Genomic DNA, 16,583 nt, shown 5'->3' with positions numbered 1-16,583 from the left:
TTTTTCATATTTTAAGATGATTCAACCCGTTTTATAACGCCTGCTTAAACAGGGGCATCCAGTTATCTATGGGTATGTTTCTCCCGCCGATATCCAAATAGATGCCCCTCCCCTGGCTATCACGCAGGTTGCCCCTCGCCCCGTTGAGCGGACCCGTGCCGGTGCCGTTATTGCCATACCAGAGCACAGATCCCGGCGGAAGTTTTTTCCCTGCAATAATTTTTACCGAGCTCGCTCCCGTTAACATCACCTTACGGATACTTATTTCCTTCCCGTTATCATCGAATAGTCTAAAACCGAAGTTGCCGGGGTTGGTTACGGTTACGGTATCCCATACCAGCGGGGGTACCGGAACGTGAAAGGTCAGCCGTACCGTCCGGCCGGAGCGAACCGCGTTCTTCACAAATACCGGCCGCCAGTTGCCCCCGTCCGCCAGCATCCGCTTGCAGGCCACGGCGTAACAGGCGCCGTTCCATTTGCTGCCGGCATTGGTAAAGTGCACGTGGTCCCCCGAATAAGGCAGCTGGTAAGTGGTGTTGGACATCGTGATAAAGGAATCCTCACGGGCCAGCTCATATTGCGCATTGGCAATTGTGGGATTTCCCGCCGCTTTCCGTACGTTGTGCGATACGGTTTGATAAAGCACCAGCCAGACATTATTTTTCTGGTGCGTAACTGACTTTATAAACCGGTCGGCCTTACTACGGAACGCACGCAAACGCGCCTTATAGATTTCCGGGGATGTTTTCAGATCAATATCACGCTCTCCCTGATTCCAGAGAATGAAGGGAACATTATACGGCTTTCCCCTTGCCGTGGCCAGCGCATATCCAGCGCGGACGTCCCGCTTAAAGCGCTCCCAGTAAGGCCCCTCATCGGTAAGCGCTTCCGCCGACATGGATCCCTGCGCCGGGGAAGACAACAGCAACGAAAAATCGGGCCGGTCAAACCTCCGGGTCCGGGCATCAAAAGACAAATGATTTTCCCGGATCAGCAGCGACAGGAAGGTTTCTGAAAATCCTGACGCAGGGGTTTCCCCCAAAAGGGTGCCCGTATAGGCTGATCTTACTTCCTTTTCAACCAGCGGCACCAGGCTATCATAAAAATGCACCGAATCACCGTCATATCCGGATCGCACCCCGCCGGAAAACATCAGCGTATTGTACTTCTGCTCCTTCGTGATCACCGGTATGGAAGTGGTTCCCAACATCAGGCTCTGCCCGTACATGATGATATGATAAATACCGTCCCGGATCAGCAGGGCGCTGTCTCCCGGCTTCCCAATCGCCGGCTCCCGGAAAGCCAGGCTACGTCCCCGTACTGCTGTTGCCATTATCAGGAAGAAAAAGGCGCATACCGTTAGTCCGGGTTTAAACATCTTTTGATCGTCCAGCATTTTCATCAGTTGATCCTGCATTAACGGATAAGAAATCCCTCGTCCGCAATAAGTACGGGCGCATCATAAACCGGTATATTGCTCAACGTATATACGCCCCCGTCTTTCCGGATATTCGCGGAAGGGATCCTGTATATCGCGCCACTCAGCATATCGACATATAACGGCTTTTTAAGCTTCGCCGCACCCAGCTTTATCGTTACCTTATGCGCCGAAGTAGAAGACGAAGGGATCTGGCCGTCCAACCATACGGCAAACGCCGGCGCTCCGTTTTTCAGCCTGCGGAAGCAGACGGCCTCCGCAGTGCCTGCCCCATCCATCTCGGGTTGAAAATCGCTGACAGGCCGGACCGTGCTGTCAAAAACCGCAGTTACATGCTGCATGGCATAATAAGAAGGCTTGGCATAAGCGATGCTCTTATCCGGATTTGTCTTCAACAGTCCTTTGGTATTGTTCTTTCCGCCGTTATAACTATTCATATCCGAGATCTGAAAAATGCTGGTTACCGCAATATCATCTGCATGCTTCATTTCATCGAACATCCTCCGGAGAATCCATTTGGCCTGGGATGTTTCTGTCCAGTCCAGGTTAGAGAGGGCTCCCGAGCTATAAGCAGAAGGTGTGGAAGGACAACCCGTTTCTCCCTGCCAGAATACGATCGTTTTTGAGAATTCATCGACTACCGCTTTTAACCGTTTGAATTCACCGGACGCATTTTCCGGTCTTGAAGGATAAATATGAAAGGAGATAATGTCTGCCAGGGGCAGTTTGTTCCGGACGGAAAGAAAGGACAGAAATGTCCGGGTAAATTCCAAGCTCTTCGCTGAAATCCCTCCGAGCGCCAGCGCAATGATACCGGCGCCGGGCTGCTCCCTGCGGATCACCGATGCCGTGCGTATAAAGAAAGCGGCATAGGCTTCAGCGGTATACTTGCCGCTCAGGTTGGGCTCATTCCATATTTCCCATTCATTTACCTTGTGCTTATAGCGGCTGACCATCGCGCTTACCCAGCGGTCCCAGGCCGCCAGAGCCAGGGGGGTAATCGGAATTCCTCCCCCGATGCGAGCGTCTCCTCCGCCTTCGTAAATCGGATTACCGTAGGACGTTTCAATCCACGGTTTTACACCCTGGCTTACTGCGTTGTTCACGACGCTGTCCAGCCAGGCCCAGTCATAGACGCCCTTGTTCTTTTCCGTTTTTGCCCAGCCGGCCTGCAGCCGGATCCGTTTAGCACCCAGGGGCCCCAGGTATTCCCGGTATGACTTGTAATCTGCGTAATCACGGTCCAGCGTCTCACCGCCGACAGACCATCTGGAGGAAAGAATGTCCCGGGCTGCCCGGGTTTTTATATGCCCGGTCTTCCGCCACGATGCAGGTAGCATATCGTCCGGCCCTGCAGGGGAGGAAACATGACCTGTTTTATTTTGCTGCGACCATGCTCCGGGGATATCCATAAGCATGCCGATCAGGAAGCAGACAAAGAAAGAAAGTTTCATCTTCAGGTATTTAAATCATAATTAAAATTCACCATTGGGGATTCTGGCTGAGATGGATGTCCAATCCCAGCTCTTTGGTCGGCAGGGGCCAGAGGTAATCCTTGTCCGGATCAAATTTCCTTTTCGCGGCATCCTGGGCGATGACAAAACCTTCCGGCGTCAGCTTCGGATTCGTGACATCCACGTATTCGTCAGGAAAGAATTTGGTACCCAACACAGCTTGGGGAAGCACGGTCTCGGCGGTCTTCCACCGGATGAGGTCCCAGTACCGGTGATCGCCCTCCAGGGCCAGCTCCACCCGGCGCTCCCTGCGGATTTCCTCCCGCATAGACAAGCTATGTTCCGCCACGAATGCATTGGTCAGCGGGGGCATGCCCACACGGTGCCGGATCAGATTGACAGACCGGTTCAGATCATCGTCTGATATCTGTCCGTTCAACTCGTATTTAGCTTCGGCAAACATTAATAATACTTCTGCATACCGCATAATGATATTGTCGACGTAACTCTGGTTGATCGTCCAGTCGACGGAGATAAAGTACTTCCTGGACTTGTAACCGGTAAGCGTATTCTGAAAACTGGGTACGTAGAGACTGTTGATAAACCAGTGTCTTTTGTTAAAGACCGTCATATCCATTCTCGGATCGCGGTTTTCATACTGGGAGAGGGTATTGGTTTGCGGCTTTTCCCAGGGCGATTTGCCGGCGGGGAGACCGTCCTTATACAGGTAAGCATCCATCAGCGACTTTGTGGGCGTCACAGAACCGCCCCAGATGCTCCGCACGTAATTGTGAGAAGCAATGCTGTTGTTCATGTTTTCCCCGTATAGACGTACCAGTATGTTTTCCTTGTTGGCCGGCCCTTCTCCCGCGTTCTGAAACAGATAAAAATAGCTGCTATCGGGAAGAGGGGCATAGGTAAACAATGCATATTCGCCGGAGTTTATGATCTGCTCGCTCGCTTCCAGGGCGATATTGAGATGACGCGATGCGTCTCCCTGCTGGTGAAACTTATTCCAGGTCCCCTCGAAAAGTCCCGCGCTGGCTTTCAGGAAAAGAGCAGCTCCCCGCGTTGCACGGCCATACTCTGCCTGAGGAAGCTTGGAAGCGACAGGCAAATGGGCGATGGCAAAATCCAGGTCGGCATAGATGGAATCCATCACTGTTTCTCTCGCCGTACGGTAGGCCTCGGTAAGGGTATCATTTACATCAAAAGTACGGAGGATCAGCGGCACATCGCCGTATCGTTTAACAAGCTCCATATAGGCAAAAGCCCGGAAAAACCGCGCTTCTCCGCGGTAGCGGTCTACCTGCTCCGGATCATCCGAAACCCGGGAGGATTTCTCTAGCACATTGTTGCATTTCCGGATAAGGGAATATTTATCGGACCAGTCTCCCGAAGTTACCGGTACCAGCCTGGATCCGTCGCTGATGGTATTCGGTGCCGTGCCAAATCCGTCGTCGGACCATACGGCGGCATCATTGCTTTGGATCGCCGGTAAAACGACATAAAAGCTGTTACAGGCATCCCGGAGATCGCTGCTGGTCTTCCAGAACGCCGCATCAGACAAGGTAGTTTCGGGGATTTTATTCAGCTGTTTGGTACAGGCGGCAAAGATCAATCCTGCAGCTGCCAGAAGCAGACAGCAGGCTTTCTTGTTATTGCGTATCATGAGCATCCGGTTTTTATTTTAAAAGACGATATTAAGCCCCAGACTGAATGTCCGGAAGTAGGGATATTGATAGGCGGAATTATTGGGCACCTCGGGGTCCAATACATTGAGCGGAAGCTTATCGGCTTCCCAAAGATCCTGACCGGAGAAATAAATACGGACCTTGCTGATCTTTATACGCTGGGTCAGCGAGGAAGGCAGCGTGTAGCCAACCTGCAGATTCTTAAGACGTACATAAGCCGCATTCATGACCCAGTGGGAAGAAGCTGCTGTATTCTGCGTACCTTGATAATACAGCCTCGGAAGAAGGGCGTCCGGATTTTCGGGCGTCCAGTAATCCGTCTGGAAATCCATCGGATGGCGCCAACGTTCTACAAAAGGCATAAGAAACTTGGGATCGGGAAATATATTCCGCTTGCCTACGCCCTGGAAAAATGCAGAGAAGTCGATCCCCTTCCAACCCAAGCCCATATTCAGCCCAAAGGTATACCGGGCTGCGGGGCTTCCCAGATTAACCAGATCTCCATGATCATCCGTTCTGCCCAGCCCGCCGTTGATCTTGTTATCACCGTTCATATCCCGGTATTTTAGATCGCCTGGGCCGTTGACATTGTTATAAACCGGGCTTTTGGCCACATCTTCCTCGCTCTTATAATAGCCGTCGGCAATGTATCCGAAAAAAGTATTGTAGGGCAGCCCCTCGATAATCCCGTTCAACCCGGCGGTAACGGCATTTCTCCCGTTGTAGCTGAGTATCTTGTTCTGGTTGTCGGATAGGTTGAAGTTGACCCAGTAGCTCAGGCTCTTTCCGGCGACATCCCGCCATTCAACGGAGGCTTCCCAGCCCCATGTTTTCATGTCAGCGATATTATAAGTGGAAGTTGTTATGCCGATAATGGAAGATACCTGCAGTGGGGCCAGCATGTCTTTATTGCGCTTGATGAAGTAATCCCCCGAAATGTTCAGCCGTTGATCCAGCAGGGACATGTCCAGACCGACGTTGCTGCTTTCGATGGTTTCCCACGTCTTTTCCGGAGAAGCCAGCACACCCTGGTAGAATGATTTGTTGCGCTGGTTATTAAACGGGTAAACCGTTCCAGAATTGATCAGGGCGATATAATCATAATCCCCGATCACGCCTTCCGAGTTGCCCACCTGGCCCCAGGAGGCCCGTATCTTGAATGCATCAAAAAACGGCAGCGCATTTTGAAACCAGCGTTCGTTATTCAGGCGCCAGCCCACGGATACAGAGGGAAAGGCCTGCCAGCGATTCACCGGCGCCAGCTTGGAGCTGCCATCATATCGCAGATTGGCCTCCAGGAGAAACCGTTCGTCGTAATTATAATTCAACCTTCCGAAGAAGGACAGCAGCGCCCAGGTAGATATGCCGTCGCTATTAGCAGCCAGGGTGGGATCACCGAGATTCAGGGAAAAGAGATCATTGGAGGATAACCCTTTCGCACCGGCCAAGGTGTAATCAAAACGGTAATCTTCAAACGAGTAACCGCCCAGGGCGTGTAGGCTGTGCTTGCTGCCCAGATGGGTATCATAATCGGCCAGGAACTGGAGATTGTTTCTCAGCGTAACGCCCCGCCGTTTGCTCAGCGCATTGGGATTGGTTTTTTGATAGCCGTAATCACTTATGCCGCTGACATTCCAATAGGGGATCGTCCGTTTGATGATATCTTCCTGCGTTACAGCTATGCCGGGCGCATATATCGCCCGTAGGGTAAGGCCTTTTACCAGCTCGCTTGCCTTCAGGGAGACAACTGCGTTGAAGTTATCGGAGCGGCTGTCGTCCTTACCTCCGTCTTTTAATATGGAATAGGTGTTGGCAGGCAGTCCGAGGTAGGAAGCAGCATATTTCTTGTTATCGCTGCCGGGAAGATAGATAGGTTCCATAGACCCACGCGTAAGGATCAGATATAACAATCCGCCGTAGCCTTCCGAAGCATAAGGGGGAGCAAGGGTATTCTCCTGGGAATAGGTGATACGGGTATCCAAGTTCAGCTTCCCGGAAAGCTGCCGGTTGTAGTTCAGCCTGGCATTCAGACGGTCTGTTTTGTCAGGTCCGATCTTATAGATACCGTGCTGGTCAAAGTAACCCAGGGAAATGAAGTATTTATCCTTGTCCGATCCGCCTTCCAATGAAAGGTTATGGTTCTGGGTGGCGCTGTAATTGTGTAGCACGGGACTCAGCTGATCAAAGTCATAATAATACTGGTATACGCTGGGATTGGCCGGATCTACCACATAATTGACGTCAGGATCTTTCATCCAGTCGATCTGCTGCTGACTCCAGTTGTCGCTTTGGCCGGCATTCCGGCGGCCTTCATTGTCCATTTCTGCATCTACCCAGGAATGGATCCTGCCGGGCAGATTAATGTATTTCTGCATGCCCCACATACCGTTATAAGAGACCCTCAGCTGCCCGGGCTTTCCGCTTTTGGTGGTAATGAGAATCACGCCATTGGCTGCACGTGCACCATAGATAGCTGCGGCCGCTGCGTCTTTCAATACACTGACGGCGGCAATATCGTCCGGATTCAGCATGGCAATATGCGCAGCGCTTGCCGGTGCACCGTCGATCAGCACGAACGGTTCGCTACCGTTTACCGAAGACCGGCCCCGCACCTGTATGGCATAGCCCTCATCGCCCGGCTTGCCTGTGCTGCGTGTGATGACCATGCCGGAAGCAGTGCCCTGCAGGGCCGCCAGCGCATTGGTTACCGGACGGTTTTCCAGCACCTTGCCATCCACCTGGGATATGGCGCCGGTAAGATTCACCTTCTTTTGCGTACCGTATCCCACCACTACCACCTCATCCAGACCTGCATCGCTTTTTTGAAGGTAGATGTCCAGCGGCTTTGTATCCTGCAGCTGTTTTTCCTGAGCGGTAAAGCCGACCGCGGTAAACACAAGGATGGCATGGGGCGGTACCTGCCGCAGGCTAAACCTTCCGTTGACATCGGTGGTGGTACCTAAGGAAGTATTCTTCATACGAACCGTTACGCCGACAATCGGCTCATGGTCTTCTGCTGATTGGACAGTTCCCGAAATGTCCGTTCCCTGCTGTGCAACGGCCGCAAGGGGCATCAGCAACGTCAGGAGTGCCATCCACAGCATGTGACGGAAACCAAAGGGATGGAGTGCGTTTCTTTTCATGATTTGAAACCTTTAAAACTGGTTAAATGATACAGGCTCCGGACGGGTTGATCTGTCCGGAAGAGGATGTTACGGGATCCGCGGTTACCGGCGAACCGGTATCATAAGTAATGTTCATGTCATGGCAGCTGGGTTTAAGAATTTAATGTACCGGTTAGCTGTTGCAATCGATTAAATATTTCATGCCTTCCGGATGGCGGTCGATCTGCTCAAATACTTCCTGCACCTGATCAATACCCGCGACGCCGGATATGAGGGCCGGCAAGGGCACAAGACCATCGGCGGCCAGCGATAGCGCGGCTTCAAAATCCTCCGGTTCATAGACCCTCGCTCCCCTCATTTCAATTTCTTTCCAGAAAAAGCTGAAGAGATCCACTTCGCGTGCAGCGGCATGGATGGCGACCATAACGATCCGGCCCCGTATGTTCGGCAGGCGGGTCATCTCTTTCACGCCGGCGGCCGATCCGGATACCTCGAATACCACGTCTGCCATAGCGCCTGCTGAAAAATCCTCCACGGCGGCGGCAAGATCACGCTGCATGGGGTTGACCCCGGAGATCCCCAGTTCTGCCGCCAGCTTCAGTCGGTGTTCGTTTACTTCGGCCAGCAATACTTTCCCGCCCTTTGCACGGATCACCAGCGCAATCAGCATCCCGATAGGCCCTCCGCCGATCACCACAGCATGTTCTCCGGCTTCCACACGACCGATACGGACGTCGTGACAAGCCACTGCCAGCGGTTCTATGAGCGCGCCGTGCTGCAGGGAAACACCGGAAGGAAGATGATGGAGCGTGTCCGCCGGTACGGTCCAGTAATGCTGCATTCCACCCGGCGTGTCGATGCCCATAAACCGAAGATGCTTTCCGATATGCGTATATCCTTTATCGGACGGCACGGGAGGTCCCGGCTTCAACGGACGGACCACGACCTTATCACCGGGATGCATACCGGTTACGCCTTCTCCCGCCGCGATCACTTCGGCCGATACTTCATGTCCGATCACCTGCGGAATATTTACCCGCCGATCCATCTCGCCATGATAGATATGCACATCTGTGCCGCAGATGCCGCAATAAGCTACCTTCAGGCTCACCTCTCCCCTGCCCGGCGGGATCATTCTGCTTTCGCCGGTACAAAAAGTTTTATTCCCCTTGTAAATGGCTGCTTTCATGTCGTTGTCCTCTTTGAGTGATAAAGTGAGTATCGCGTTCAAGCAATTGCAGCAGGTTGCCTTCGGGATCGTAGAGATTACGTACCCTTCCGCCGCCTATAGCCGGCATTATTTCACCGCCCCAGCTGACCTGCTGCTCGTCCAGCCGTTCAATCGCCTGCTCCATGCTGGCCACACGTATCGCCAGATGCGACCAACCCGGGGTCCATATGGTCCGCCGGGGCCGGTCGGTATGATCTTCCGGCATGATCTCAAGCAGCGTATGGTCAGGAGCCTCCAGTATCCACACGGGTTTTTCATGCCGGTATAATTTTGTATATCCCAGTACGGAGCAATACCAGTTCGCCAGTTTCTCCACATCGTTGGCGGCGATGGCGGGATGATCTATTCCTAAAAAGAGCTGTGGGTTAAGAGACATAATGCATATCGATTTTTTCGGCGGACAGGTTGAAGTGCAGACGCTCGTCAGGGCTTTCAAGGGTAAGACCTGAATGACCGGGATCATCAACCGTTACCTGCCATTTTTCATTCCTGTTTTCAATACGGTAACCGTACTCCCTTTCACTGACCTTCCATCCGGACAGTGCCTTCGCTTCATCTGCGATCAGGATATGGAGACGGCGAACAGAAAGCCGGGGAGCCGCATCTGTAAAACGATAGATCAGGGCAGACCCCGACGCGCCTTCTCCCAGCTGGTTGGGCTCGGGATGATAGGCATCGTGCAGATGAGCGTATACCGGTCCGCTTCCGGCAGCCGCTCCGCAATGCAGCAGCCGCAGTCCGGCATGGCGGCGGATCAGGGTTATACTATGGGAGTCCGTCGTCACCACAGCGCGGTTATCCCGGTTATTCATGACCCAGTTCCAGATCGTCCTGACTGGCACAGTCGCTTCTATATCATCCAGGATCAGCGTGAGATGCGTGCCTGCCTGTATCCAGTAACGGGTAAATTTTTTCAGCGGAGCGCCATAGGCCTTTCCGGCCTCCGAGGCCACCAGCGATACCTCGCCCCGCCGCTGACAGTGGAGCAGACGTCCGCCGCGGTCCACAGGAGGGCCAACTTTGCCATCCGTTATCCGTCGCCTGGGCAGGACGTTCGCCTGCTCCAGCAAGGAAGCTTTGGTAAGGTCTTCCTGTAAGCCGAGCTCATCCGCTGCGATCAGGAACGTACAGGTATTGTGCGTCCGGGAGGCACTTTCCAGACCGTGGATAATATTGCGATAGCAGCTATGGCCCGGATCTGCAAGCATCCGTTCCTTGTTAAACACCAGCATAAAGCTGTTCAAGTCCCCCTGCAGGTGTCCGGGCGCATATACGCCGTCGTTATTGCCGGCTTGCACGGCCACAATGGAACGCCCTTCCCATTGATCTCGGACCAGCACGTTGCCGTTGGAAAAAGCGGCCGTCAGGGGCAGCCCGGCTTCCGGGGGAGACATGGGAATCGAAGCATGGGTCAGCAGCGGCAACGCCAGGAATCCCCAATCGTTCCGCATGCCGAAAGTAGCCAGGTCATGCGGTCCCTGTTGCGGACAGGGGGCATAGTACGTATCAAAGAGCCATCTGGCCAGCCCCGACATGCGCCTGTCCGCCGGCGCATAGCGTACGGCAACATGCAGCAGCATGTCACCCGAGGGCCTGAAAAGAGCCGCTGAATCATTGAAGTTCACGGCACGCGGTCTTGGTTCGTTCCCCCAGCCGGAGAGCGGCTTCCGGTACAGCATGCTTTGCGCTACCCATGCCATTCCTCCTGCATAGCAGCCGATATCCAGCTTTTCGGCCTGGGCGGGATATTGTCTTACCAGGGATTCGTAGGCCAGCATCATGGCGTTGGCGAGATAGTTGCCATATTGCAATGATTCCCCGTAAGAGCCATCCGGCTGAAAAGCCTGCGCGAGCATCCTGAGCTCCTTTACGAAGCGGCTGATCTTTTGCTCATCTTCCAGTACGGCTGCCGTAACCACCATCCCCGAGATCATTATGCCCCGCCAGTTTCCCACGTGATTATGTCTGGCCAGCCATGCTTCACAGAGGTGCGCTCCTTTGTCACACAAGGCTGCTTTGAGCGTTTCCTGTTCCACGGTGGTAAAAAGGCGCAAACAGAGATCCATTACCGCTGCCATTCCCCAGCAGAGATGCGCCGTTTCAAGATGTCCCTGAAAGGGTTGTCTATGATCCCTGAAAGCGGGACCTATCCAATCCTCCAACGGTTTACGGGCGATCTCCAGCGCAATATTCCGCAGCCATGTTCCCAGACCGTCATCGGGAGCAATAGCATACAACAGCGCAGCATCCGATAAATATTCTGCCGCTACGTACCACCAGGCAGCGCGGTCCGAAGGAGATATCAGGCTATCCGTCTGCATTCTTTCCCGGACACGCAGGGCCAGCGCCTTCCGGAAGGCGCAGATGTGCCTATCCTTTGCGTTAAGGATACCGTTGCTTTCCTGTATGGTTAAGAATTTGTGCATCATTAAAAATAACCGCCGTTCTTTACCACCTCTGTGGGCTTCATGCCGCTCCGCACCATAGCCTTGATATCTTCCTCTTTATACAGGATCTTTTCGGCGGCCAGCAGCACATCGTAGGCGATATCGCGGGGAATACAGATCACGCCGTCAATGTCCCCGAATATCCAATCGCCGGGATGAACGATCACTTCTCCGATAAGTACCGGCTTCTGGTAATAGTACATCCGGAAACGGCCAAACATGCCTGTGTTGACTCGGTACTTGTAGAATACTGGAAATTGCTGCGCCATGATGGAACGGGTATCGCGTATGCCGTTGACCACGGCCCCGCGGCAACCGGCGCGGATAGCAGCCATCGTCATCACTTCTCCCCACTGGGAGGTGACCACATCCCCGGTACAGTCCCAGACCACTACAGTATCTTCATGGAGGGCCTCCAGCATTTCGGCACGCATTTCAAACTCTCCTTCGGTGGTAATATCCGGAGCGCCTTTGATGGTAAATGCCATACCGGCAAGTTTGGCGTCTTCAGCCAGGGGCCTGTAATCCGAAGGAAGGCTGGCGGCATGCATTTTATAAGTGAACCGGAGCACGTCGTTCACCGCACCGGTGTACAACCGCTGGTATCTTTCCCGCATTTCCGATACAGGCACAGGATATAAGGTTTGCATATGTGGGTTACTGTTATATTGTTTATATTATCATTAACTGTAAAGCTGAAAGACATTCGGTTTTACCCTGTTGAAGGGTTACAGATCATCCCGCCAGGTATTGCATATTATCAAAATTGATCTCCCGGACGATCATATAATCGGGCTGGTCCAGCACGAAGAGAATGACCCGGGCCACATCATCGACTTTCAGGAATTTCTGCCGGGGCACCTGACGGTTTCCCCAGTAATCGCTGTCTACCGGACCGGGATTTATTTCCGTGACCTTAATCCCCTGTTTCAGGACCTGGTCTGCCATGCCGCTCATCAGGCCGCGGGCGCCGAACTTGGAGGCGCAATAAAGCGGAGCAGTAGGATTGCTGCGCTGCCCGGCCATGGAAACGATAGTGATCACATGACCTTTCTGCTTTGGCTTCATGATCTTCAGAGCCTCCCGGCTACAGAGGAAAACGCCCCGCATATTGGTGTCGGTCATTTTTTCATAAGTTTCCAGGTTTGTCTCCGCCAGGTCTGGGGTAGGTATTCCAACACCTGCATTATTGATCAGTATATCCACTGTTCCGAATGTCTGGATGCATTGCCGGAAAGCGGCCGTCACCTCCTGCTCGTTGGCCACATTGCCGCGGAATGAAAACGCAGCAGGGTGGTCGGGAAGGCTGCCGGAGCGGCTCATGCTAAATACTTTCGCCCCGTCTTTCAGCAGCAGGCCGGCCGTGGCGCCACCGATGCCGGCAGCGCCGCCTGTGATGAATACTACTTTGTCTTTAAGTCTGCTCATGGTTGATGTTTTATAGGGTAAGCATCATTCGCCTCCGGAAGCAAGATCTCCCGGGACAGGTTTGTTGTCTTTTTCGGAATGGCCGCTGTGCGGCGGCTATGGTATTGCAAAAAGCCGGACAGCAGCAGGCAGGCTACGCCGGCGCTGATGGCCATCAGGCCGGTCGCTTCCCCGGCGGAAGGAATCCCCATGCCGGCAAATAACAAACCCGTTGCCGCCAGGGCAAGGGCGTAGAGGCGGTTCACAGACCGCCGGAACACAGGGTCTATAACGGGCTTTTCCGATGCGGTGAGCGGAACAGAAAGTCGCCGAAAAAATGAGATTACGCGGGTATTATAAGCGGCATCTTTATTTTTTACCAATCCCGACAGCAGGAAAACGGAAACGCATACCCCAATTTCAATCAAGGTGGCGGCTTCCCAAGCTATTCTGCTGTTCATGTTCAGCAGGAGGCCGGTCAGGATGCCGGATACCACAGTAGCGAAGGCGCCCCAGGGTTTCGGCTTTCTCAGCACGATACCCAGTACGAGGGGTATCGTCATCGGTATGGCAAACAGACCTGTAAAAAGCTTATTGGCTTCAAACGCGCCTCCGAATCCACCGACAAACAAGGCGCCTACGGTGATTACTGCGCCGAGTAACAAGGTCATCATGCGCCCCACCCACAGCATTTCCCGATCTCCGGCATTTTTGCTGAACAGCCGCTGGTAAATATCCCGGCTGAGCACGCTGGCCGTCACATTGTATTCTCCGCTGACCACCGACATCGTTGCTGCAAACATGGCGGCTACCATCAAACCCATAATGCCGGGGGGCAACAGCTTCATGGAAATACTTACATAAGCCATCTCCGGATTTTCGAGATGAGGCAGTATGGCTCTGGCAGCAACAGAGGGAAAAAGAAATATGACCGGAAATATGAAAAAGAAAACGGCGGTGAGCAGGGCCTGCTTCTGGCTGGCCTTTTCATCCCGAACGCTGTAAAAACGTTGGATAAACGTCCAGTTGCCGCTATATTTAATGAGGATCATAATATAATAAGCCAGCAGAAACCAGGGAGTGCCTTTGGGACCGTTGAACCAATGGAAATGGTCCGGCACAGTCTGTATCAGGCTCTGCAGTCCTCCGGTCGCCTTCAGACAAAGCGGAACGAGCATACAGGTGGCAACAATGAGAATAACGAACTGCACAACATCGGTAATCACTACGGCCCAGAGGCCGCCTGCGATCGTATACAAAGCGACGATAATTCCGCAGATGATAATGGAGGTTTCCAGACTGATGCCTGCCGCAGCCTTCAGGAATAGTCCAAGGGCGTACAACCGCACCATGTTATCCAGCAGCTTAAAGAGCACGCCGGCCCACGAAAAAAGCTGCCGCACCGGCATGTTGAACCGGGTTTCCATGTATTCCACCGGGGTCATCACGCCTGCGCGTCGCCAGCGTTTGGCAAAGAACGCCACGCCAGCCAGTGCCGGCAATACGGTGCTCCAGATCACGGTCAGGGCAATAATGCCGTCTTTATAGGCAATTCCTGCATAAGCGACAAAAATGAAGGTGCTGAACTTCGTCATAAAATTGCTGATGGCTCCGGATATCCAGGGGATGGCATTACCACCTTTAAAGTAATCGCCCGTTGTCTTTACAAATTTTCCCAGGAATATGCCGATGCCCGCCATGAGCGTCATGTATATGACGATAGCCGTATAATCGAGTGACTGAAGCGCTTTCATTTATCCGGATTGAGCTGCGTACAAAAACAGGAGCCAACGGAACTTTCAGCAGAAAGTATTTCCGGATGATATACAGGAAGCGGAATTCCGCCATGTTCGACGGCAAGCGATACAGCAGAGCAGACGATATGCCGCATCACAAAGACAGGAAAAAGAGGATGGATCATAAATTCAATATTATTGAATATAATTTCAATATAGTAAAGTTATGAATTTTCATTTTTAATTTCCAAATAAATCTTGTAGGGAAAGGATAAAAAATTTTCATTTCAATAATATTGAAATATTTTTGGTCTTTTCACCTCTTACTGTATAATATGATACAAGCGGTAGTGCGGGCACTGGATATTCTGGAGTTCGTGGCACAACATGATAAAAAGCCGGTCCGGTTAAGCAAGATTGCCGCCCAGATAGGAACTTCACAGTCCACTTGCGCCAATCTTGTCAAAACGCTTATCCAGAAAAAATATCTTGAGCAGATAGACCGGAATACGGGATATATTTTGGGAGATCAGGCCTATCAGCTTGCCGGCAATCTGTCTTACGACCAGCACCTCATCCAAGCGTCCAAACCAATCATGGAGGAGCTTACCCGGCAGCTAAATGAGACTTGTTTGCTGGGGATCATACGGAACAACCGACGACATGTGCTTTACTCGGTATACAGCGATCAGGAATTACAGGTCAGGATCCGTACAGACCTCGACCTTTATTCTACCGCTACGGGTAGATTGCTGATGGCCTTTCTGCCGGAAAAGGAATTGGCAAGCCTGGTTACCGCCGTCGGATTGCCGGCCTCCCAGGTATGGCAGGGGATAAAGACCAAAAACGAGCTGTACCGGGCTTTACAAAAAATTCGCGATGAAAAAATGTCCCATACCCTTTCGAAGAAGCATGTAGTTGGCGTAGCGGTGCCGATCTACCTGCACAAACAGGTCATCGCCAGCCTGAGCATATTCCTGCCCGAAAGCCGGTTTATCGCCTCCCATCAGGAAAAAATATCACGTCTTATCCGGCAGGCGGCCAGGAAAATCTCGGGGAGACTGGAACAGGAGGAAAACTGACTATTTGTTCATCTGCTGCTTGGCTTCGATGCTCAGCGTGGCATGGGGAACAGCGCGGAGACGGGCTTTCTCGATCAGCTTGCCGGTAACGCGGCAAATGCCATATGTTTTGTTTTCGATACGCATCAGGGCTTTCTCGAGATGGTCGATGAACTGGATCTGGCGGCTGGCCATCTGGTTCAGCTGCTCGCGTTCCAGCGTGCCGCTGCCGTCTTCCATGCTCATGTATTTATTTTCGGTATCGTCCGTACCGGCTTCATCCTTACGGGTAATCAGTCCCTGCAGATAGGCCAGTTCCTTACGGGCGGTTTCCAGTTTCTGCTGAATGATCGTTCTGAATTCCTGCAATTCATTGTCGCTATATCTTTTCACAGGTCCTTGTTTTTCTGCGGGCTGATCTAATATAGAGGGCTCCGGCTTGTAGACAAATGTTGATTTCTTGCTTCCGTTCCTTCGTTCTGAGATCCGTTTTGTTCCCTCGGAAACGACAGGGCTAACGGTCTGGGATTGCTTTCCGGCCTTCTCTTTGACCGGCTTGGTATTTACCCCCTTTTGCGGGTGCGTCTTTTGCTTTTCAGCGGGTTTGGGTTTTATCACAGTCTTCTTTTCTACGGCTTTCTTCTTCTCAGCGACCTTTTTTTCTATCGTTTTCCGGGCAGGTTTCACCGCTGTTTTCGGCTTTGCGGCAACCGTCGACGGGCGGACCGGCTTCCGGGATTTAGCTTCCACGGAAGCTTTTTTCTTTACCGCAGCCGGTTTGGCGGCCGTTTTCTTGGTTTTCGACGCATTTGCTTTCGAAGGGACGGCGGCTTTCTTTACCGTTTTGCGGGGATCACTTTTGGGCATGGCTTTTTTCTTGGCAGCAGTCTTGGGTGCAGCTGTTTTCTGCGCTGCCTTTTTTACCGTCTTCACAGCAGCTTTCTTCACCACCTTTTTTGCCGCTTTCTGAGGAACCGTTTTGGTCGCCTT

Annotated in this window: 14 protein-coding genes; 2 read left to right on the top strand and 12 right to left on the bottom strand. The window is 52.6% G+C overall.

The window, feature by feature from the left end:
- Nucleotides 1–31: 31 nt before the first annotated feature.
- From ABD851_RS02435 to ABD851_RS02385, 11 genes are all read right to left on the bottom strand, one after another.
- Nucleotides 32–1,333, bottom strand: coding sequence for a hypothetical protein (locus ABD851_RS02435; RefSeq protein WP_344974774.1), 1,302 nt, complete (start codon nt 1,331–1,333; stop codon nt 32–34).
- 83 nt (nt 1,334–1,416) lie between these two features.
- A complete protein-coding gene (locus ABD851_RS02430; protein ID WP_344974770.1) occupies nt 1,417–2,892 on the bottom strand; it encodes a GH39 family glycosyl hydrolase in 1,476 nt (491 codons plus the stop codon).
- Between the two features lie 28 nt (nt 2,893–2,920).
- The gene (locus tag ABD851_RS02425; protein ID WP_344974767.1) at nt 2,921–4,564 is read right to left on the bottom strand and encodes a RagB/SusD family nutrient uptake outer membrane protein; all 1,644 of its coding nucleotides are present in this window, start codon (nt 4,562–4,564) and stop codon (nt 2,921–2,923) included.
- A gap of 18 nt (nt 4,565–4,582) precedes the next feature.
- Nucleotides 4,583–7,729: a SusC/RagA family TonB-linked outer membrane protein gene (locus ABD851_RS02420; protein ID WP_344974764.1), complete on the bottom strand. Its 3,147-nt coding sequence runs from the start codon at nt 7,727–7,729 to the stop codon at nt 4,583–4,585.
- Between the two features lie 154 nt (nt 7,730–7,883).
- A complete protein-coding gene (locus ABD851_RS02415; protein ID WP_344974760.1) occupies nt 7,884–8,900 on the bottom strand; it encodes a zinc-dependent alcohol dehydrogenase in 1,017 nt (338 codons plus the stop codon).
- The gene (locus ABD851_RS02410; RefSeq protein ID WP_344974756.1) at nt 8,872–9,318 is read right to left on the bottom strand and encodes a VOC family protein; all 447 of its coding nucleotides are present in this window, start codon (nt 9,316–9,318) and stop codon (nt 8,872–8,874) included. Before ABD851_RS02410 ends, ABD851_RS02415 begins: the two co-directional genes overlap by 29 nt.
- Nucleotides 9,308–11,368, bottom strand: coding sequence for a hypothetical protein (locus tag ABD851_RS02405; RefSeq protein ID WP_344974750.1), 2,061 nt, complete (start codon nt 11,366–11,368; stop codon nt 9,308–9,310). Before ABD851_RS02405 ends, ABD851_RS02410 begins: the two co-directional genes overlap by 11 nt.
- Before the next feature lie 2 nt (nt 11,369–11,370).
- On the bottom strand, nt 11,371–12,021 hold the full coding sequence (locus ABD851_RS02400) for an RraA family protein (RefSeq protein ID WP_344974747.1): 651 nt from the start codon (nt 12,019–12,021) through the stop codon (nt 11,371–11,373).
- Between the two features lie 103 nt (nt 12,022–12,124).
- Nucleotides 12,125–12,817 (bottom strand): SDR family oxidoreductase, encoded by a 693-nt coding sequence (locus tag ABD851_RS02395; RefSeq protein ID WP_344974744.1) that lies wholly within the window; start codon nt 12,815–12,817, stop codon nt 12,125–12,127.
- Entirely contained in the window at nt 12,814–14,550 is a 1,737-nt protein-coding gene (locus ABD851_RS02390) for a sodium:solute symporter family protein (RefSeq protein WP_344974740.1), read from the bottom strand. Before ABD851_RS02390 ends, ABD851_RS02395 begins: the two co-directional genes overlap by 4 nt.
- Nucleotides 14,547–14,717 carry a hypothetical protein gene (locus ABD851_RS02385; protein WP_344974736.1) on the bottom strand — a complete coding sequence of 57 codons (171 nt, stop codon included), beginning with the start codon at nt 14,715–14,717 and terminating at the stop codon, nt 14,547–14,549. Before ABD851_RS02385 ends, ABD851_RS02390 begins: the two co-directional genes overlap by 4 nt.
- A 150-nt stretch (nt 14,718–14,867) precedes the next feature.
- On the opposite strand from ABD851_RS02385, the gene ABD851_RS02380 reads away from it, so the two are divergent.
- Entirely contained in the window at nt 14,868–15,614 is a 747-nt protein-coding gene (locus ABD851_RS02380) for an IclR family transcriptional regulator (protein ID WP_344974733.1), read from the top strand.
- Here ABD851_RS02380 and ABD851_RS02375 read toward each other — a convergent pair whose 3' ends face one another.
- The gene (locus tag ABD851_RS02375; RefSeq protein ID WP_344974728.1) at nt 15,615–15,986 is read right to left on the bottom strand and encodes a TraR/DksA family transcriptional regulator; all 372 of its coding nucleotides are present in this window, start codon (nt 15,984–15,986) and stop codon (nt 15,615–15,617) included. It abuts the gene before it with no gap.
- A gap of 67 nt (nt 15,987–16,053) precedes the next feature.
- Between ABD851_RS02375 and ABD851_RS02370 the strand changes: the two genes are divergently transcribed.
- Nucleotides 16,054–16,563 (top strand): hypothetical protein, encoded by a 510-nt coding sequence (locus tag ABD851_RS02370; protein WP_344974725.1) that lies wholly within the window; start codon nt 16,054–16,056, stop codon nt 16,561–16,563.
- The last annotated feature ends 20 nt before the right edge of the window (nt 16,564–16,583 follow it).

This window comes from Compostibacter hankyongensis, assembly GCF_039541075.1.
Taxonomy (GTDB): Bacteria; Bacteroidota; Bacteroidia; order Chitinophagales; family Chitinophagaceae; genus Compostibacter; species Compostibacter hankyongensis.
Note: the sequence above shows the minus strand (reverse complement) of the source record. Positions and strands in the feature narration are given on the sequence as shown.